This window comes from Arthrobacter sp. 10N418, from assembly GCF_056394725.1.
This window is the reverse complement of the sequence record NZ_JBFTIK010000005.1, coordinates 111,109-129,258: the sequence shown is the minus strand read 5'-3', so window position 1 is coordinate 129,258 and position 18,150 is coordinate 111,109. Positions and strand designations below refer to the sequence as shown.

At 65.8% G+C, this 18,150-nt stretch carries 15 protein-coding genes and 1 tRNA gene; 8 read left to right on the top strand and 8 right to left on the bottom strand.

What is annotated here, in order from left to right:
• Nucleotides 1–234: 234 nt before the first annotated feature.
• On the bottom strand, nt 235–1,956 hold the full coding sequence (gene ilvD, locus AC1DCZ_RS05760; RefSeq protein ID WP_476973730.1) for a dihydroxy-acid dehydratase: 1,722 nt from the start codon (nt 1,954–1,956) through the stop codon (nt 235–237).
• Nucleotides 1,957–2,283: 327 nt separating this feature from the next.
• On the opposite strand from ilvD, the gene AC1DCZ_RS05755 reads away from it, so the two are divergent.
• The 3 genes from AC1DCZ_RS05755 (at nt 2,284) to AC1DCZ_RS05745 (ending at nt 4,627) form a co-directional block, all read left to right on the top strand.
• The gene (locus AC1DCZ_RS05755; RefSeq protein WP_476973729.1) at nt 2,284–3,282 is read left to right on the top strand and encodes a sunset domain-containing protein; all 999 of its coding nucleotides are present in this window, start codon (nt 2,284–2,286) and stop codon (nt 3,280–3,282) included.
• Nucleotides 3,283–3,323: 41 nt separating this feature from the next.
• Entirely contained in the window at nt 3,324–4,433 is a 1,110-nt protein-coding gene (locus AC1DCZ_RS05750; protein WP_476973728.1) for a PQQ-dependent sugar dehydrogenase, read from the top strand.
• 118 nt (nt 4,434–4,551) lie between these two features.
• A tRNA-Lys gene (locus AC1DCZ_RS05745) sits at nt 4,552–4,627 on the top strand.
• Between the two features lie 220 nt (nt 4,628–4,847).
• On the opposite strand, the gene AC1DCZ_RS05740 is transcribed toward AC1DCZ_RS05745, so the two are convergent.
• Both AC1DCZ_RS05740 and AC1DCZ_RS05735 read right to left on the bottom strand, forming a co-directional pair.
• Nucleotides 4,848–5,426 (bottom strand): hypothetical protein, encoded by a 579-nt coding sequence (locus AC1DCZ_RS05740; RefSeq protein WP_476895337.1) that lies wholly within the window; start codon nt 5,424–5,426, stop codon nt 4,848–4,850.
• A gap of 21 nt (nt 5,427–5,447) precedes the next feature.
• On the bottom strand, nt 5,448–6,038 hold the full coding sequence (locus tag AC1DCZ_RS05735; protein WP_476973727.1) for a hypothetical protein: 591 nt from the start codon (nt 6,036–6,038) through the stop codon (nt 5,448–5,450).
• A gap of 525 nt (nt 6,039–6,563) precedes the next feature.
• Between AC1DCZ_RS05735 and AC1DCZ_RS05730 the strand changes: the two genes are divergently transcribed.
• Nucleotides 6,564–6,794, top strand: a complete 231-nt coding sequence (locus tag AC1DCZ_RS05730) for a zinc-ribbon domain-containing protein (RefSeq protein ID WP_476973726.1) — start codon at nt 6,564–6,566, stop codon at nt 6,792–6,794.
• Between the two features lie 475 nt (nt 6,795–7,269).
• Here AC1DCZ_RS05730 and AC1DCZ_RS05725 read toward each other — a convergent pair whose 3' ends face one another.
• Nucleotides 7,270–7,794, bottom strand: coding sequence for a hypothetical protein (locus tag AC1DCZ_RS05725; RefSeq protein WP_476973725.1), 525 nt, complete (start codon nt 7,792–7,794; stop codon nt 7,270–7,272).
• A gap of 538 nt (nt 7,795–8,332) precedes the next feature.
• On the opposite strand from AC1DCZ_RS05725, the gene AC1DCZ_RS05720 reads away from it, so the two are divergent.
• Genes AC1DCZ_RS05720 through AC1DCZ_RS05710 form a run of 3 tightly spaced genes read left to right on the top strand, consistent with a single transcriptional unit; the run spans nt 8,333 to nt 11,550 of the window.
• Nucleotides 8,333–8,524 (top strand): hypothetical protein, encoded by a 192-nt coding sequence (locus tag AC1DCZ_RS05720; RefSeq protein WP_476973724.1) that lies wholly within the window; start codon nt 8,333–8,335, stop codon nt 8,522–8,524.
• 45 nt (nt 8,525–8,569) lie between these two features.
• The gene (locus tag AC1DCZ_RS05715) at nt 8,570–11,092 is read left to right on the top strand and encodes a molybdopterin oxidoreductase family protein (RefSeq protein WP_476973723.1); all 2,523 of its coding nucleotides are present in this window, start codon (nt 8,570–8,572) and stop codon (nt 11,090–11,092) included.
• A complete protein-coding gene (locus AC1DCZ_RS05710) occupies nt 11,089–11,550 on the top strand; it encodes a hypothetical protein (RefSeq protein WP_476973722.1) in 462 nt (153 codons plus the stop codon). The genes AC1DCZ_RS05715 and AC1DCZ_RS05710 overlap by 4 nt, the downstream gene beginning before the upstream one ends.
• Before the next feature lie 7 nt (nt 11,551–11,557).
• Here AC1DCZ_RS05710 and AC1DCZ_RS05705 read toward each other — a convergent pair whose 3' ends face one another.
• The 3 genes from AC1DCZ_RS05705 to AC1DCZ_RS05695 all read right to left on the bottom strand — a co-directional run bounded on the left by AC1DCZ_RS05705 (nt 11,558) and on the right by AC1DCZ_RS05695 (nt 16,053).
• Nucleotides 11,558–12,733, bottom strand: a complete 1,176-nt coding sequence (locus AC1DCZ_RS05705; protein ID WP_476973721.1) for a zinc-dependent alcohol dehydrogenase — start codon at nt 12,731–12,733, stop codon at nt 11,558–11,560.
• A 130-nt stretch (nt 12,734–12,863) separates the two neighbouring features.
• Nucleotides 12,864–14,849 carry an APC family permease gene (locus tag AC1DCZ_RS05700; protein WP_476973720.1) on the bottom strand — a complete coding sequence of 662 codons (1,986 nt, stop codon included), beginning with the start codon at nt 14,847–14,849 and terminating at the stop codon, nt 12,864–12,866.
• 106 nt (nt 14,850–14,955) lie between these two features.
• Complete coding sequence (locus AC1DCZ_RS05695; RefSeq protein ID WP_476973719.1) at nt 14,956–16,053, bottom strand: AI-2E family transporter; 1,098 nt, start codon at nt 16,051–16,053, stop codon at nt 14,956–14,958.
• A gap of 736 nt (nt 16,054–16,789) precedes the next feature.
• Here AC1DCZ_RS05695 and AC1DCZ_RS05690 point away from each other — a divergent pair.
• Nucleotides 16,790–17,404: a DUF2510 domain-containing protein gene (locus AC1DCZ_RS05690; RefSeq protein WP_476973718.1), complete on the top strand. Its 615-nt coding sequence runs from the start codon at nt 16,790–16,792 to the stop codon at nt 17,402–17,404.
• Between the two features lie 49 nt (nt 17,405–17,453).
• On the opposite strand, the gene AC1DCZ_RS05685 is transcribed toward AC1DCZ_RS05690, so the two are convergent.
• Nucleotides 17,454–18,059, bottom strand: a complete 606-nt coding sequence (locus AC1DCZ_RS05685; protein WP_476973717.1) for a cysteine hydrolase family protein — start codon at nt 18,057–18,059, stop codon at nt 17,454–17,456.
• Nucleotides 18,060–18,150 lie beyond the last annotated feature (91 nt).

The following is an 18,150-nucleotide window of genomic DNA, read 5'->3' as shown; positions in this document are numbered from 1 at the left end:
GTAACGATCTCGATCATGCGTTCAGTTTTCCCTCTGAGTGAGACAGGTGTCAACGAGCCCGCCCCGAGTCTCACGATGTGGACCCCATTGTCCACTGGCTGAACGCCCTCCCAACTAGGTCGCAGCTAATGGCCGTTATGATCGCTCCAAACGGCCACAAGTGCGAGCTAGTTGGGTTCACGGGTTGCTCCTCCCCCAGCGGCCGTGTCGCCGCTGGAGGCTGGGCACTCGGCACTACCCGCAATACGCGCCGGTGGAGGCGCTGTGCACCAGCTTGGCGTACTTGGCGAGGACCCCCTTCGTGAACTTGGCCGGCAGCGGCTGCCAGCCGACTTTGCGGGCCTCGAGCTCGGACTCGTCCACCAGCAGGTCGAACGTGCGGGCCGCGATGTCCACACGGATCCGGTCGCCGTCCTTGACGAAGGCGATCGGGCCGCCGTCGGCCGCTTCCGGGGCGACGTGGCCGATGCACAGTCCGGTGGTTCCGCCGGAGAAGCGGCCGTCGGTCAGCAGCAGGACATCCTTGCCGAGGCCGGCGCCTTTGATGGCGCCGGTGATGGCGAGCATTTCGCGCATGCCCGGGCCGCCCTTTGGCCCTTCGTAGCGGATGACGACGACGTCGCCGGCCGCGATCTGGCCATTCTTGAGTGCGTCCAGGGCGCCCTGTTCCCGCTCGAACACCCGGGCGGTGCCCTCGAAGACGTCGGCGTCGAAGCCTGCGGTCTTTACGACGGCGCCTTCCGGCGCCATTGAACCGTGCAGGATTGTGATGCCGCCCGTCTTGTGGATCGGGTTGTCCATGGCGCGCAGGACCTTGCCGTCGGGATCCGGCGGGTTGATCGAGGCAAGGTTCTCGGCCACGGTCTTGCCCGTGACAGTGAGGCAGTCGCCGTGGATCAGGCCGGCGTCGAGCAGGGCCTTCATGATGACCGGCACGCCGCCGATCTTGTCGACGTCGGTCATGACGTAGCGGCCGAACGGCTTCAGGTCGCCCAGGTGCGGGATCTTGTCGCCGATGCGGTTGAAGTCCTCCAGGCTCAGGTCGACCTCGGCCTCGCGGGCGATGGCGAGCAGGTGCAGTACGGCGTTGGTGGAGCCGCCAAAGGCCATGGTGACGGCGATGGCGTTCTCGAAGGCCTTCTTGGTCAGGATGTCGCGGGCCGTGATGCCGAGACGGAGCAGGTTGACGACGGCCTCGCCGGACTTATGCGCGAAGACGTCGCGCCGGCGGTCCGCGGAGGGCGGCGCGGCAGAGCCGGGAAGGGACATGCCCAGTGCCTCGCCGATGCAGGCCATGGTGTTGGCCGTGTACATCCCGCCGCAGGCACCTTCGCCGGGGCAGATGGCCCTTTCAATGCGGTCCAGGTCCCCGCGGCTCATCTTGCCGGCGGCGCAGGCACCCACGGCTTCGAAGGCGTCGATCAGGGTGACTTCCTTTTCGGACCCGTCCTCGAGCTTGACCCAGCCCGGCATGATCGAGCCGGCATAGAGGAAGACCGACGCCAGGTCGAGCCGGGCGGCTGCCATCAGCATGCCGGGCAGGGACTTGTCGCAGCCGGCCAGCAGCACCGAGCCGTCGATGCGCTCGGCCTGCATCACGGTCTCCACCGAGTCGGCGATGACTTCGCGGGACACCAGGGAGAAGTGCATGCCCTCGTGCCCCATGGAGATGCCGTCGGAGACGGAGATGGTACCGAACTGCATCGGGAAACCGCCGGCAGCGAAGACGCCTTCCTTGGCACCCTGGGCGAGCCGGTTCAGGGACAGGTTGCAGGGAGTGATTTCGTTCCACGAGCTGGCCACGCCAATTTGGGGTTTGGCGAAGTCGTCGTCGCCCATGCCGACCGCCCGGAGCATCCCGCGCGACGGTGCGGCGTGGATGCCATCGGTGACGACCCGGCTGCGGGGCTTGATGTCCGGCTTGGTGTCTGTTGTTGTTTGGGTGTCCTCGCTCATGGCTCAAAGTCTAGGGCGCCGCCCCGGACGCCAACGACCGAAAGAGGCTGATTAAGCGGAAAACCGGGAATATTTCGATCAAATAGTGGACTCTCGTCTCACCTAATGGAATCTGAGCGGGCTTGCCCGGCTCAAAGACCCGGTTCCAGCGGGTTCCGGCACGCAGGTCCGGCACCACGGCAGGGAGGGTTCGTTCAGGTTTCCTGCCGCGGGTTCGGCCCTTCCCGTAGCGCCGTGGAGCGGTGCCGACGAGGGTGGACAGCCAGCTTGGGACGGACGTAACGTCAAGCAACGGCAACCTTGCCTTATGGACAGAAGGGCTCCGCCATGGACTGGATTGTCTGGCTCATCGTCATCGTCGTCATCGTCGCCGTTGTGTGGTGGCTGCTCAGCCGCAACTCCCGTAAAAGCGCGGGCGGCTCCGCCACCGCCGACTCCTCCGCCACAGCGGCAGCCATGGCGCCGCCCGCAAAGGCCCAGGCGGACCAGAAGCTACAGGGACGTGAGGCTCCGCCGCAGGCGTTCGCTGCCCAGGACCGGGACCAGGACCAGGACCAGGACCAGGACCAGGACCAGACGACCGCGGTTCCGGCCGAGGACGCTGTCGCCGCCAACGAAATGCCCCCCGTGTCCGCTCCCGCGGCGGCGGACGACACAGTGGACACGACGGCGGCGGACACGACGGCGGCGGACGCCGCCGAATGGGAAACACAGTGGTCGGAGACCGCCCCCGCAGAAACTCCTCCCGCCCCGGTGCACCACGAACCGGTCCGAGGCGACCATGGCTATGCAGCCCACGCCGCGGGGACGCAGGCTGCCCAGGCCGAGGGCGCCGCGGAGCCGCCCGCGGCGGCCGGCATGCCGGTCCACCATCCCGAATACACCGAGCCCCACGCTCCGACCCTTCCCGGTGCGGAATCGGCCGCGGCCGAAGCCACCGAGGCCGGCGGGGAATCGGCGGCGCCGCAATCGGCTCCGGCGCCGCCCGAAACCCTGGCGGCTCCCGAAACTCAGGCGGCTCCGCTGGCAGCGGCCGATCCGTTGCAGGCGGCAGCACTTTCCGCCGCGTCCGAGACCCTTGCGAGCCACACGGCGGAACCAGCGGGCCACCTGGCCCAGGACCAGCCCTACGGCGAAGGATCGGCAGCGCCGGCTGCCGACGGCAGCGGACCGGAGGGTTTCACGGTCAAGGGCAACGCGTCCTCGATGATCTATCACGACGAGACGAGTCCGGCCTTCGAGGAAACCCGTGCGGAGGTCTGGTTCCTTTCGCCCGCCCACGCCGAGGCCGCCGGCTTCCGGCCGCCACGCCGCACCCGTCAATAGCGGCCACGGGACGGCCTGCCGACAGCAGACGCCGCAGTTCGATGGGGGCCCGGACACGTGCCATCAGGGCGCTGGCTGCCGCTGTGGCACTCCTGCTCACGGCCTGCACAGGCGGCAATGGCACTCCCCCGCCAAATAGCGACTCTGCGACAGGGGGCAGCAATCCGGCCGGCGATGCGCAACCGCTGCCGGCACCGCCGACAGTCACCGGCCGGATCGACGTCGGACTGCAGGAGCCGTGGTCGACGGTGTTCCTGCCGGACGGCACCGCCGTCATTTCTGAACGCGACACCGCCCTGCTCAAGTCTGTGAGCGGCGGACACGCCGAAACCATCAGCCAGGTGCCCGGCGTCGTGCCCGGAGGCGAAGGCGGCCTGCTGGGACTGGCACTTTCGCCGGAGTTCGCCACGGACCATTACCTGTACGCCTACTTCACGGCCGCGAACGACAACAGGATCGCCCGCTTCCGCCTTGACGGGAGCGGCAGCCAGCTGAAGTTGGGGGCCCCGCAGGTCATCTTCCCCGGGATACCGAAGGCGGGCACGCACAACGGCGGAAGGATCCGTTTCGGGCCGGACGGATATCTCTATGTGGGAACCGGAGATTCGCAGCGGCGTGAGCAGCCGCAGGACAGATTGGCCCTGGGCGGCAAGATCCTCAGGCTCACGCCGGACGGCAGGCCCGCTCCGGGAAACCCCTTCGGAACTAACCCCGTATACAGTCTCGGCCACCGGAACGTGCAAGGACTTGCCTGGGACAGTGCGGGACGGCTGTGGGCCAGCGAATTCGGTCCCGACGTGGACGACGAGCTGAACCTGATTGTGCCAGGCGGAAACTATGGCTGGCCCGAGGTGACCGGCGCACCGCACCGTCCGGGCTTCCTGGACGCCAAAGCCGTATGGCCCTCGACGGCGGATTCGTCCCCCAGCGGACTCGAGATTGTCCGTGACACCGCCTATCTGGGCGCCCTCCGCGGGCAACGGCTGTGGGTCGTGGTCCTGGACGGGGAAACCGCCGGCAATCCTGTGGGCTATTTCACAGGAATGTACGGCCGTATCCGGAACGTTTCGCTCGCCCCGGACGGCCGCCTCTGGCTCCTCAGCAACGACCAAAACCCTGATTTCGTGCTGGTTTTGGACCTGCACGGCTAGCGGAGCACCTGCACCGGCCGCCGATTTCACACAACGTCCAAACTCGTGTAGAGTTTCATGTCGTTGCGGAGAACAACGAGGGAAATAAAAAGCCCCCGGATGAACGAAAACAACAGATGCACCTCTAGCTCAACTGGCAGAGCAATTGACTCTTAATCAATGGGTTCCGGGTTCGAGTCCCGGGGGGTGCACCACGGACAAACCCCGTCTTCACCGGCTTAGCGGCTGGTGAAGACGGGGTTTTTGTTTTGGCTGGATTGGTCCCGGGACGATCCTTACTGGGTCAGCGGCATGACTTTCATCTCAGCCCACAAGCCCGCAGGCATCCCGACGGCGGCCAGTTCGCCAAGCGCACTGCTCTCGAGCCTGGCAGCGTTCTGTCCGCCAACCGGAGGGCACGGCCCCTGGTTGCGGCTATGGGCAACCCTGCGGTGTCGGCTGCTGGTAGCCGGGTAGCCAGCCGATATCGTTCCCGTCGATGGTCAGGTACGCGCTTGCGAAGAACTCCGCGTCCGGTGACCCGTCCTTACAGGCAGGACCCGTAGCGACCCAGACGTAGTTCGTGTAGAGGGGACCGGAGGAGCCGGGATCACCCACTGCGCCGACGTCACCGCCGGGGCCGGATCCATTGGAGTCCCGGTATTGGAGGATGGTGATGTCAATCTCGTGGCTGGAGGCACAATTGACCTCTCCGGCACCGAAGAAGTGGTAGTCCGGTGCAGCGTGCCAGTTGTCGTAGGCCGGTCCAACTTTGATGAAGCAGTCACCCCATGTGTACCCCATGATGTCGACGAACGGACTGAGCTGGGAAGCATGCGGTACGCCTGCCTGGGCCGGAGCGACGCCGCCCAGCGAGCTGGCCGCGGCCAGGACGACCGTATTCAGAAGCCGGAGGATGTTTCGGGGGCTGCGCAGGGCCAACAAGGAGCCGCGGCGGGGGCCGGAGGCGCGGCGGGGGGACGAGGGTCCATGGGTGCGAGCGAATGGTTTCATGGCTAAATCCTTTGCGTCGGGTCAAAAGCCGAGAATGCAGTATGGGGCGCCGTTGCCGAGCATGCTCACCGATATGTCGGTTAGCTGCTCCCACGCCATTGATCCGTCGGGCCAGGTGTAGTGCACCCAGGCTTCGTTCGGGCCGTAAACGGCCTCATCGCCCGGGCGGATCCAGATCCATGCCCATTCAACATTGCCCGGAATGTTTTCGGCCGGGACACCCGCCGGATCGCTGGTCAGGACTGCGCCGGTCTTGATATTCCTCAGCGTCAGGACGACAGATGAGGGCTTGTTATCCAACCTCCAGGCATATAGGTGGGTCCCTCGGGAGAACGACGCAGGGTCACACATCAGGCTGGAATGGAACTGATGTCCGAAGGGGTCGATGATGTCCGCGTGTGCGGGGCCGCCCGCCAGGCAGAAGCAGGCGGTGAGGAGAATGGCCGCGAGTATCCTGGCCTGCGCCAAGACGTGCCGCCGGCCAGTCCGTGGCGCGGACGAGTTACGCCAGGGTTGTTGGTGTTTCATGGGAAGGACCTTCAGGTGCGAATGCAGTTTGGGGGCGGCGTATTCCGTGCCGCTGCTGCCGCTGTGGGTGACGATGGACCCCACCCTGACCCCGGATCCTTCAAGTAACGACCGGGCCGCGGCGCCGCTGCACCTCTGGTGCAGCCATTGGCGCAATCGCCGTCCGCTCCGCGCTCCCCCGCAGCGGTGTGTCGTAAAGGTTTTGGATGGCTATTTTGAGGATCCTCACCTGAGCCTTTGAAGTCAATGGCTTTTGCGGCCCGGACTGGTTTCGGCGCGGCAAGCACGCAGGAAGCACCCCAACCCCGGACCGTGGCGTACTTGGCAGACTTCCTGAAATGCCTGCCCCGGCCGGCCCATCCTCCGGCTGTGACACGTCGTCGTCCTTCCTCACGTACTGGCGCGCCTTGAGCAGGCGCGCCACAGCACCCCCTGTGCCGCCTTTGGCTACGCAGGTTTTGCTCCGGGTGAATATGGCTACAATCAGATAATAAGTACGCTTGCTAAATTGCTTGAATGAGCACCCTCGGGACCGTTGCGATGCAAGCTCACGACCGCTCCTCTCCCGGCCGGGAACCCTGACCGAGTAACCCAGTGAAAGGCACACCCATGTTTCTACTGTTCGGGTTTAGAACCGTCCTGCGCGATTTGGCCGGGCGGATGGCCACGTGCCAGTACTGCCACCGGTTCGTTCAGCATGGCCTCCAGGAGCGGGCCACCAAACTTACGTTGTTCTTCCTCCCGATCTTCACGACGTCGAAGTCGTACCGCATCACGTGTTCCAACTGCGGGCAGAGCTCAACGATCAAAGCAAGGCAGAAGAACGCACTTCTTCGATAGCCGCGCTGAGACGTACGCCTCGCAGTATCCGCGGCGCTCCCGGGTAGCCGGACTCGCCGTCCGCGCTCTCGCTCCCGCTCCGGCCGGTTCCTAAGCACGGGGCCCTACGGCCCTTCCTGCGGCTGGCCGGTATCGTGAGGCGGATCCATCCAGATGACCGGTGCGGATCGCGGGAGGTCGGCTGTGACCAAAGGAGATCGCTATGGGCGATGACCGGCAATGATCCTGATGGGCCCGGGCCTGGATGAAGCCCGCCAGCAGGAGTGGAAGCCCCGGCTACCTGGCCCGGGAACAGGCCGACGAGTTGCCGGCCCTGATGATGGAACTGAGCACCTGAACGCCCGGGTCGCGGCTCGTCTGCTCTTCGGTGCCGGCGCCGGAAACCCCGTGCCCGGGTAGGCTCCCCGGGTGACGCGGTCGGCTACACCGGACAAGGAGTCGGGAAGGGCCTCACTGCCGTCGTTCGTGCGGTACGTTATTTCTTTTCTGATGGGCCGAGCCGCCCCGGGCTGGTATCCAGAAGGAGGGTTTCCAAATCCCGGATCTGTCCCAGGGCGCGTTCCAGCAGTGGCTGTATCTGTCCCTGGTCGATGACCTGATAGACGCCGGAGAGTACGGTGAGGGTTTTCCAGAGCAACAATTTGCCGGAGACTGCGGCGATGAGCGCTTCGAGCTCCAACTGGCCGGCAGCACCGTCGCGGGAATGCGTCGGATTCAAGGGGTCCAAAGTCGCCAGGTGTGCACCGATCCAGGCCAGAGGCTTCTTGTGGCCCGGCAAGCCGGATTGCAGCTTCTCGCAGATTTCCTCGAGCGCAGATTTGTCCTCGCCGACCTCTGCGGCAAGCCTGCTGAGCTCGGCCCCTTGAGCGGAACCCGCCCACGATTTGGCTGCCTGCTCGAACAGGCGTTCGCCTGCCGAGGCGGCCATCAAATGACTGTGCAGGTATCCGCGCAATGAATTATCGGCTGCCGATTCATCAGCTTGCATGTTCGCGTTCATAAGTCGTCCTCCCGGGGATGTGATCACGTCGCTGAGCCCCTCCCGGAGCCGTTCCATGGGGTTGCTTCATTGCTGCGTTCCGCCCGTGCCGGATGCCGCGTGGCACGCCACCGCCAGCTGGCCGGCGCCTCAATCTGCCGGTTTTGTCCGGGCTCCGCGTTGGTGGTTGTCCAGCTTCTTCTCCGAATCCCGGCGCCGCTGGCCCACGGTGCGCATCGGCTGAGTCGTCGGCGTCCGCGGGTGCGCTTGACCCGGACCCGGGGCGTGTTCTTCCTCGCCGCCAGAAGCAGGACTGTTCGAACCGGACTGCGTGTTCTCGCTCATATACGCATCTTCCCATCCGGCACGCCCACCATGCCAGAGTCCGTTCCAGAGCCGCCTTTTCTGAGTCCGGTCGGACCCCACGTGGTGCAACGCTTTTCCCGGTTCCATAGGGACCGACAGGTAATCAACCACCAAAAGGCTGTACTACTCCAAAGCATGCTGATAAAGCTTGATCCGGGCAACCGTCTGAACTCAGATCCAAAGAAGGAGTGACATGGGAATCGGGGACAACATCCGCAAAGCGGCTGAGAATGCCATGGAGAACGTAAGCGAGAACGAGCCGGACCGTTCCGAAGACGCTGCCGCGAGGGACTCCCTCGCCGGCGACATGGCCCGCAAGATCGACCCCGAGCTGGGCACGCCGGACGCGGGCGAAGACGCGGCCGACCCGGATTCACGGGGATAATCCGGGTCCGGAAGCGGCGAAACCTGCCGTCGAACCAAGCCGCGAATGAACTGGAGACCAACGGTGGTTGACCGGATTGCAGAGATTTGGGGCACGAGAACCCCGTACCCGCGGGACGGACTATGGCCGGTGCGGGTGGACCAGGCCCTGCGTGAGGGCATCACCGAGGATGACGTCGAACGCTGGGTTCAGTCCGCCTGCGTCCTTTGCAGCAACGGCTGCGCGTGCGATATCGCCGTGAAGAACGGTGCAATGGTGGGCATCCGCGGCCGCGCGGGTGATCTGGTCAACCACGGCCGGCTGGGGCCCAAGGGCCTCTTTGCCAGCTGGCAGGGGATGTCCCACAAGGACCGTCTCACACAGCCTTTGATCCGCGAGAACGGCCGGCTCGTCGAATGCGACTGGGACACCGCGATGAACCGGATCACCGAGCGCAGCCGGCAGCTTCTGCAAGACCGCGGACCCCTCAGCCACGGTTTTTACACCAGCGGCCAACTGTTCCTCGAGGAGTACTACGCCCTCGCCGTCCTCGGGAAGGCCGGCATCGGCACCCCTCACATGGACGGCAACACCCGCCTCTGCACCGCGACGGCGGCGGCGGCGCTGAAGGAAACCTTCGGAGCCGACGGACAGCCCGGAAGCTATACCGACATCGACAGTTGCGACGCGATCTTCCTCTACGGACACAACATGGCCGAAACACAGACCGTGCTGTGGTCGCGGGTGTTGGACCGCATCGCCGGACCTGACCGGCCCAAGCTCGTCTGCGTCGACCCCCGCGACACCGAAGTCGCCCGCCACGCCGACGTCCATCTTGCCGTCCGGCCTGGGACAAACCTCGCCCTGATGAACGCCCTTGTCCATGAAGTCCTGGCCAACGGCTGGCTCGATGAGCAGTACGTGAACGCGCACACGCTCGGGCTGGCGGAACTCAGGGCCACAGTCGAGCCGTGGACGGCCGAAGCGGCCGCGGCGGTCTGCGACGTGAGCGCCGCCGACATCAGGGAAGCGGCCCGGATTTTCGGCACCTCGGCCCGTGTCCTGTCCACGGTCCTTCAGGGCTTCTACCAGTCCGCGCAGGCCACCGCAGCGTCCTGCCAGGTCAACAACCTGCACCTGCTCCGCGGGCTGTTGGGCCGCCCCGGCTGCGGAATCCTCCAGATGAACGGCCAGCCGACCGCGCAGAATAACCGCGAATGCGGGGCGGACGGTGACCTGCCCGCCTTCCGGAACTGGGAGAACCCCGAACACATCGAGGAACTCGCCAGGCTTTGGGACGTTGACTCCCTGACCATCCCACATTGGGCCCCGCCGACGCACGCCATGCAGATCTTCCGCTATGCCGAGCAGGGCTCTATCGAATTCCTCTGGATCTCCGCGACCAACCCTGCCGTCTCCATGCCCGACCTCCCCCGGATCCGGAACATCCTCGCCAAGCCCGAGCTGTTCGTTGTGGTGCAGGACCTCTACCTGACCGAGACGGCCCAGGCCGCCGACGTCGTCCTTCCGGCAGCGGGCTGGGGTGAAAAGACCGGCACTTTCACGAACGTCAACCGGACCGTGCATCTCTCGGACAAGGCCGTTGAGCCGCCTGGGGAGGCGCGCAGCGACTTGGACATCTTCCTCGATTACTCCCGCCGGATGGAATTCACCACGCTGCACGGCGAACCGCTGTTGCCTTGGGCCGGTCCCGAGGACGCCTTTGAGGCGTGGAAGGAATGTTCCCGGGGCCGTCCCTGCGACTACACCGGGATGAGCTACGAACGGCTACGCGGCGGCAGCGGCATCCCGTGGCCCTGCAACGACGAGAACCCGGACGGGCGGGAGCGGCTCTACAGGGACGGAGTCTTCCCCACAGACCCGGACTACTGCGAAAGCTACGGGCACGAACTGCTCACGGGCGCCACCGTCGGACCGGAGGCTTTCCGGGCCAGCGCCCCGGGCGGACGCGCGATCCTGAAAGCCGCGGAGTTCCATCCCGCGCACGAGGAACCCGACGGCCAGTACCCGCTCCGGTATACGACCGGCCGCACCGCTTACCACTTCCACACGCGGACCAAGACCGGAAGGTCCCGGCCCTTGACCCAGGCCGCGCCCAGCGCCTGGGTGGAGCTTGGTCCGGACGACGCCGAGCGGCTGGGAATCCGGGAAGGCGACCTTGTCCGCGTGACGTCGCGGCGGGGAAGGATCGAGGTCCCGGCGCGCGTCAGCGACATACGACGCGGCACGGTTTTCGCGCCGTTCCACTACGGCTACTGGGACGGGGACGGATCACCCGGAGAACACCCGACAGCTGCAAACGAACTCACGCTCACTGAATGGGACCCGGTCTCCAAACAGCCCGTCTTCAAAAACGCCGCCGTGAACGTGGAGAAAATCGGCGATGCTGCGGGCCCTGCCCCGGCGCCGACTACAACCGCATCCCGCCCGTCCACCGCAGCGGGCGCCGGATCCGTGCGGCCGACCACCGGCGGCACGGACGCCGAAGCCACCGAGCGCGTCGGCGCAGCCCCGCCGCCCCGCTTCCCCGAGGCGATCAGGCGCGGTGGACAGGAGGGCAGGCCATGAACCTGAATATCTATCTGGGCATGCTCCACAAGGCCGAACAGACACTGTCAGATTCCTTCCGCCAAGTGGCGGTGGGCCATGGGGCCGAACCTGACGTGCACTTCCTCTGCCATACGCTGGCGAACCAGTGCGATGAACACGGGCGGCTGCTGATCCCTCTCGTTCAGCGCTACGGCGAGGACCGCTCCGCCAACGAACCCGAACGGCTCCACGCCGAAGGGCTTTCCACAACGCGCCAAGGCCCGGTCGGCCTACTGCGGGACCTTCAGGACCTCTACCTCCTGGCGAGCCTCGTCGACGTGACCTGGACCATGGTCAAACAAGCCGGGTCGGCCCTCCGCGACCGCGACCTCCTCGACGTCGTTTCCCGGTGCGACGCTGAAACCGCGGTCCAACTGCGCTGGCTGCAAACCCGGATGAAGCAGGCGGCCCCGCAGGCGCTCATCGTGGCACGCTGAAGCGCTGCTATGGCTTCAGGACCACCTTGATACAGCCATCTTCCTTTTTCTGGAAAAGCTCGTAGGCGGCAGCGGCGCCGTCGAGGGAGACCTCGTGTGTTTTGAGATCCATCACGCCGAGCGGGTCCGTGGGATCTTCCACGAGCGGGAGCAGCTCGTCCGTCCACCGGCGGACGTTGCACTGGCCCATTCGGAGTTGGATCTGCTTGTCGAACATTGTGAGCAGCGGCATGGGACTCGCAGTGCCCCCGTACACTCCGCTCAGCGAGACGGTCCCGCCCCGACGCACGGAATCTATGGCGGCATGGAGGACCGTCATCCGGTCGACGCCGGCAGTCTCCATGGCCTTCTTGGCCAGTGCGTCGGGCAGGAGCCCCACCGCATGCTGTGCAAAGGCGCCGACGGGCGAATGATGCGCTTCCATACCGACAGCGTCGACCACCGCGTCCGGGCCCCTTCCGTCGGTCATATCGCGAAGCTGGTCACCGACGTCTTTCATGAAGTCGATCGTTTCCACTCCGTGCCGCTCCGCCATGCGGCGGCGTTCCGGAACCGGTTCGACGGCGATGACCCTCTGGCCCAGGTGGCGGCCGACCCGGCTGGCGAACTGCCCCACCGGCCCAAGCCCAAAGACGGCCAGTGTCCCGCCCGCAGGGACGTCCGCGTATTTCACTCCCTGCCAGGCTGTGGGAAGAATATCGGAAAGGTAGAGGTACCGTTCATCGGGCAGTTCATGCCCCACCTTTATGGGTCCGTAGTCGGCGTGGGGCACGCGCAGGTACTCTGCCTGCCCGCCGGGGACCGACCCGTAAAGCTCGGAGAACCCGAACAGGCTCGCCCCGCTGCTGTGGGAGTGCACCTGGGTGGTCTCACACTGGGACTGCAAGCCCTGTTTGCACATCCAGCAATGGCCACAGGAAATGTTGAACGGGATAACCACTCTGTCGCCCGGCTTGAGGTTCGAAACTCCCGAACCAACCTCCTGAACGACTCCCATGGGTTCGTGGCCCAGGATGTCGCCGGCGTTCATGTACGGCCCGAGGACCTCGTACAGATGGAGGTCGGAACCGCAGATCGCCGACGACGTGATCTTCACGATCGCGTCCGTCGCCTCCTGGATCACCGGATCCGGAACTATCTCCACTCTGACCGACCGCTTTCCCTGCCAGGTAAGTGCCCTCATGTCCGCTCCTTCAGTTGCAGCTGAAATTGATAAGTATACTGACCAACCTGATTATTCCTCCTCCGCGCTTCGTTGTGAAGGAGGTCCTCCTGGCAGGCGCCGGGCACCGCAACAGCCCAGCGGCGCAGGACTAGCCCACGTGGATGCCAGGCCGGCGGGCAGGGTCCTCCTCTTCGACGCGCAGGATTTCGCGCACGAGCGGGGCGGTGTCCCCCTTGCCCAGGACAAGGTAACGCATGAGGTGCCCGACAGGGTGGCCCTCGGACCATTCGAAGTAGCACTGCGGGCGCAGCCCGGTGCTCTCGCGCAGGGCCAGCAGGACAGCGGCGATCGCGTTCGGGACGGCCGGGGACTCGACCCTCAGGACGCGGTGACCGTCGATATCTACGCCCTGGACCCGCAAAACGTGGGTGAAAGCGGACGGGTCCACGACCCCCACCTCCAGGAACAGGACGTCGGCCTTGCCCGGGACCGGGTTGAGGGCCCGCTGTTCGCGTTCCTTGTCGTCGTATTCGTGCCCGTCGCCGGCCTGGCGCTGGTTGGCGATCAGGTTCAGCTCGCCGTCGAACGCGACGGAATCGGCGACAAACTGGCGCGCCGCGGCGTCGAACTCCACCCTGTCCACCCGCAGCTCCGTGGTCCGGGAAATCCGCGAGATCAGGGAAACAATGACAATGCCGGCGATGAACACGGCGGAGATCGCGATGCCCTCGGGCTTTTCGATGACGTTCATGACCAGCGCGTAGAGCAGGACCAGGGCCAGGAATCCGAACCCGGCACTCCCGCCCTTGTGCCCGCGGTGGATGGCCGAGACGGTTACCGCGACGGCACCGGAGACCATCATCGCGAGGATACCGGTGGCGTACGCCCCCGCTTGGGCGTTGACATCGGCGTGGAAGGCGATGGTGATGCCGACGCTGATCGCCGTGAAGACAATCACGACCGGGCGCACGGCGCGGCCCCATTCCGGGGCCATCCCGTAGTCGGGCAGGTAGCGCGGGACGATATTGATCAGCCCGGCCATCGCTGACGCGCCGGCGAACCAGAGGATAAGGACGCTGCTGATGTCATAGACGGTCCCGAAGCCGCTGCCGAGCTTTTCGTGGGCCAGGTACGCAAGGGCACGGCCGCTCGCGGCGCCGCCGTCCTGGAATTCCCTGGCGGGAATCAGGACCGCGGTGATGAAGCTCGTGGTCAGCAGGTAGCCGGACATGATGAGCGCGGCCGTGGTCAGCAACTTGCGGGTGTTGTGCACCCGTGAGCCCAGGTGCGCTTCCTCGTCGTCGCCGTGGGATTTAATCAGCGGCATCATCGACACCCCGGTCTCGAACCCGGACAAGCCCAGAACCAGCAGCGGGAACGCGATGACCACCGGCATGATCAGACCCAGGGGTCCGCTGCCCGTGTTGGCACCGAGCCTGCCAACCCAGCCGTTGAGGACGCCCGGGTCCGTAAAGACGTCAAAGAGTCCGACGCCGACGATCGCGGCGTTCAGCAACAGGTACACGGCCACCAGCGGGATGGCGACGCCGACGGCCTCGTTGAAGCCGAGCAGGAAGACCCCGCCCAGGATCAGCAACATCACAACGGTGATCGGGACGGCCTGACCGTGCAGCCCGGCGGGCAGCAACGGGTTTTCCATAATCTGCACGGTCGCGTCAGCACCCGAGAGCGTGATGGTGATGATCCACGAGGTCGCCACGAACCCGAGCAGCACCAAAACGAAGAACTTCCCGCGCCAGAACGGCAGCAGCTTCTCCAGGATCGCGACCGAGCCCTGCCCGTGCGGACTTTCGTGGGCGACCCGGCGGTACATCGGCAGCATGCCGAGCAGCGTCAGGGCCACGATCAGAAGGGTCGCAAACGGGGACAGGGCACCGGCTGCCAGCCCGGCGATCCCGGGCAGGTACGCGAGGGAAGAGAAGTAGTCGACGCCGGTCAGGCACATGACCTTCCACCAGGCGTTTGGCGTGGTGTGCTCCTGTTGGGCCGCTGCCGGCCCTGCGGGCGCGACCCGGTTGGCCAGCAGCCAGCCGGTGAAGGCGTTCCGCGCGGGAGGCTCGCTGCGCTTGAGGTCGACGTGCGCCGGCACGGCGGTGTCTGTGGGTGTCTGCATGTCCTTCATTCTGTGGATCGGTCTCTTATGCCGGGAACCATTGTCCCCGCTTATGCCGGGAGGCGCTTTCAGGCTGCCCGCCAGAAGCCACGGTGTCCCCGGCGCATTAGGCCGCGGCGTCCCCACGTCCGGACCACGTCTTGATGACGGTCCAGCCGACCGCCGTCAGCGGCACGGCCAGCAATGCTCCGACGACGCCGGCAAGCATGGTCCCCGCGGCCAGCGCCAGCAGGATGGCGAGTCCGTGGATGCTCAGCACCCTGCCCATGAGGACAGGCTGCAGGAAGTGGTGTTCCAGCTGGTTGGCCCCGATGACCACTGCGAGCACGATCAAGGCAGGCACGGGCCCGTTGGAGATCAGGGCTACCAGGACCGCGAGGGTCCCGGCGGCCGTGGCACCCACGATCGGGATGAAGCCTCCAAGGAAGACGAACACGCCCAGCGGCAAGGCCAGCGGCACACCCATGATGGCAAGGGCCACGCCGACGATGAGTCCGTCGGTGGCCGCGACAATGGCTGTCCCGCGGACGTACCCGCCCAGGACAAGTGTGCTTCGCTCGGCCGCGAGCGCAGCCCTGGCGCGGTGCGTGGCGGGAAGGAAACCGATCAGGAAGCCGCGGATTTTCTCGCCGTCCTTGAGGAAGAAGAACAAGATGACAGCCATGAGGACCATGCCGGCAAGGATTTCCCCGGCAGTCCGTACCCCGGTCAGGGCTTCGGTCCCGAACGTACTGCTCGTGAAGAACTTCTGGACCGAGTCGCGTGTGGCGGTGATTTGTTCATCGCTGACCTGGAAGGGCCCGTTGTTCAGGAACCCGTGGAATTGGTCCACGCCGGCCACGGCGCGGACGGACAGCTCCTTCCACTGGGAACGGACCAGGAACACAACCCCGGTAATGACGCCGCCGAATACGGCCAGGATCGCCAGGAATGAGGCAACGACCGCCAGTGCTCGGGGCCATCTGTGGCCCGTGAGCCAGCGGACCAGGGGTGATATCGCCGCGGCCAAAATCACCGCGATCACCACGGGAATGATGACGAGCGGGACCCGGGTGACGGCCCAGAGGACCGCCCACGCCAGGGCTGCCACGGTGAGGGCCTGGACGGAGCGGATGCTGGCGCGTCCGAGGCCGTCGGACCAGATGGCCGGCATACCCGTTCGGGGTTTCCGCTCGGGAAGGCTCACGGGGTCGGTATCAGGCATCGTAGTGTTCTCTTTCGGGAGGACCGGACTGGGCAAATAGCTTGAAACGCTGTCGACGCCGCCGTGTCAGCGGCATTACGATCCTATGTCCCGGGCGGCACGTAGGATGATCGGGATGACAACCGCTAAGAGGGCTTACTATCTGGGAACGGCATCCCTGGCATTCTTAGTCGCGCCCATTGCCCTGGCGTTACCTGCATTAGCGGATACGTGCGGGCCCGGGCTCGTGGGCATCAGCCCCGTGAACTTATGCCCGGCAGTTCCGCCGCAGCCCGCCCATTCAGCATCACCGTCCCCTACAGCCCCGGCATCGCCGCCCGGCCCCTCGACCGCGCCCGGCGTTGTGGTGCACCCCATTCCCGCCGGCACCCGTGCACCGCTCCCTCCTCGGACAACGCAAACCGCTGCGGCGCCCGCGCCCGGCCGCGGATCGCCGGACAACGGCGGCGGCACCGCCATGCCGCCGGCAGCGGTACCCGCCGCGTCGGGCACGGCCGCCGCCCCGACGACGCCGGCTGCTGCTGCTGCCGACTATGAGGACGCAGTTGTCTCCCAAGCACCTGCGGAGAGGGGATATGGCAGCCGCGCCGGCGCGTACCTGCTGACTTTGGGAGGGCTGTTGATGACGGTGTCGGCAGCGTTCGGCCTCAAACGGTCCGGACGGGGCTAAACCCCTCGCGGGCGGCGCCACGCGGATGTACTCTCGGTGTCAGAACGAGCTAAAGGAAGACCATCCATGACTGTCCCACAGAATGCATCCACGCCTGGTCCAGGCTGGTATCCGGATCCGGCCGGCTCAGGCCGGCTTCAATGGTGGAACGGTGCGGCGTGGACCGGCCAGTTCAGCGGGCCGGTCCGCCCAGGCCCGCCGCTTCAACGTCCGCACATCAGTGCCAAGACCCCGGTCTATAACCCCTTCATCTGGCTGATTGTGGCGCTGCCGGTCATCCCGCTCATCTTCCTGATGATCTGGAATCCGGTCCTGCGGGTGCGCAGCGTCGGTGCGCGGCAAGTCCAGACGCTCGACCCGGCGTCGATCCTTACCGTCCCCTACTTCCTTCTGCTCGCCAGCGGCATCCTCGTGTACGGTGTGTCCGCCGTCCTGGCGTATCTGGACTGGGCGAAACTTCGCCGCGACGGTGTTGTGCGGCCCTTCCACTGGGCGTGGGTTTTCCTGAGCCGCGAACTCTACGTGATCGGCCGCTCCGTCATAGTGCACGAAGCGGCGCCGCGGCGCGGGCTCGCGCCAATATGGGCCACCATAGCCGTGACCGCGGTGGCCATTGTCCTGGTGGGACTCAAGATGTCCGCGATGGTGGCCACGCTGGCGAACCACGTCGCCACCATCTGAGTCCGCCCGGCGCCTGGCTCGTGCCGCCGGGCGGACTCAGCCGCGGCAGCTAGGACAGGTAACCGACGAATTCCCCGCCTGTCATTGGCGTGGAGAACATCGGGTAGTCGTAGGTGATGGCGTTCTCGTGCTCCTCCGCTGACGTCGCCGCGACGCAGTCACTCAGCGTGATGACCTTGTAGCCGTTTTCGTACCCGCTGCGCATGGTGGATTCGACGCAGCAGTTGGTCAGGAAGCCGCCGAGCGCGATGGTCGTGATGCCTTTGCTGCGCAGGATGAAATCCAGGTTTGTGCTCGCAAACGTGTCCAGGCCGCGCTTGCCCTCAATGAGGATGTCGCCGTCGGCCGGCGTCAGCCCGTCAATGATCTGGGCGCCCCAGGATCCTTTGACAAACACCTTCCCGTCCACGACGCCCTTGAGGATCCCATGGGGGTGCGCGCCGAGCTCGTTGTAGCCTTCCGCGAAAGTTATGGGCGCGTGCATGATCGTGGCGCCGGCGGCCCGTGCGGCCTCAACCACCCGGGACGTGTTGGCGAGCATGTCGGTCTTCTCCAACACGGGCCTCACAGCGTCGTGCAGGCCACCGCCCACGGTTGCGAAATCGTTCTGGTATTCGATGAGTACGACAGCGGGGGTGCTCGGGTCAATCTGCACGAAGGCCTCCTGGTCGGTAGCAGACGGCGGCGCAACGGTGCGCGGCAGCCGCGGCAAGACCAGCCCGGGTGTTGGCGCACCCGCAAGGCTC

Bases quoted from the DNA above. Each gene is read 5' to 3' on its own strand.
- AC1DCZ_RS05690 (WP_476973718.1), top strand. From the start codon at position 16,790: ATGACTGTCCCACAGAATGCATCCACGCCTGGTCCAGGCTGGTATCCG.
- AC1DCZ_RS05695 (WP_476973719.1), bottom strand. From the start codon at position 16,053: ATGCCTGATACCGACCCCGTGAGCCTTCCCGAGCGGAAACCCCGAACG.
- ilvD (WP_476973730.1), bottom strand. From the start codon at position 1,956: ATGAGCGAGGACACCCAAACAACAACAGACACCAAGCCGGACATCAAG.
- AC1DCZ_RS05715 (WP_476973723.1), top strand. From the start codon at position 8,570: ATGAACTGGAGACCAACGGTGGTTGACCGGATTGCAGAGATTTGGGGC.
- AC1DCZ_RS05730 (WP_476973726.1), top strand. From the start codon at position 6,564: ATGTTTCTACTGTTCGGGTTTAGAACCGTCCTGCGCGATTTGGCCGGG.
- AC1DCZ_RS05750 (WP_476973728.1), top strand. From the start codon at position 3,324: ATGGGGGCCCGGACACGTGCCATCAGGGCGCTGGCTGCCGCTGTGGCA.
- AC1DCZ_RS05725 (WP_476973725.1), bottom strand. From the start codon at position 7,794: ATGAACGCGAACATGCAAGCTGATGAATCGGCAGCCGATAATTCATTG.
- AC1DCZ_RS05740 (WP_476895337.1), bottom strand. From the start codon at position 5,426: ATGAAACCATTCGCTCGCACCCATGGACCCTCGTCCCCCCGCCGCGCC.
- AC1DCZ_RS05755 (WP_476973729.1), top strand. From the start codon at position 2,284: ATGGACTGGATTGTCTGGCTCATCGTCATCGTCGTCATCGTCGCCGTT.
- AC1DCZ_RS05720 (WP_476973724.1), top strand. From the start codon at position 8,333: ATGGGAATCGGGGACAACATCCGCAAAGCGGCTGAGAATGCCATGGAG.
- AC1DCZ_RS05700 (WP_476973720.1), bottom strand. From the start codon at position 14,849: ATGCAGACACCCACAGACACCGCCGTGCCGGCGCACGTCGACCTCAAG.
- AC1DCZ_RS05710 (WP_476973722.1), top strand. From the start codon at position 11,089: ATGAACCTGAATATCTATCTGGGCATGCTCCACAAGGCCGAACAGACA.
- AC1DCZ_RS05705 (WP_476973721.1), bottom strand. From the start codon at position 12,733: ATGAGGGCACTTACCTGGCAGGGAAAGCGGTCGGTCAGAGTGGAGATA.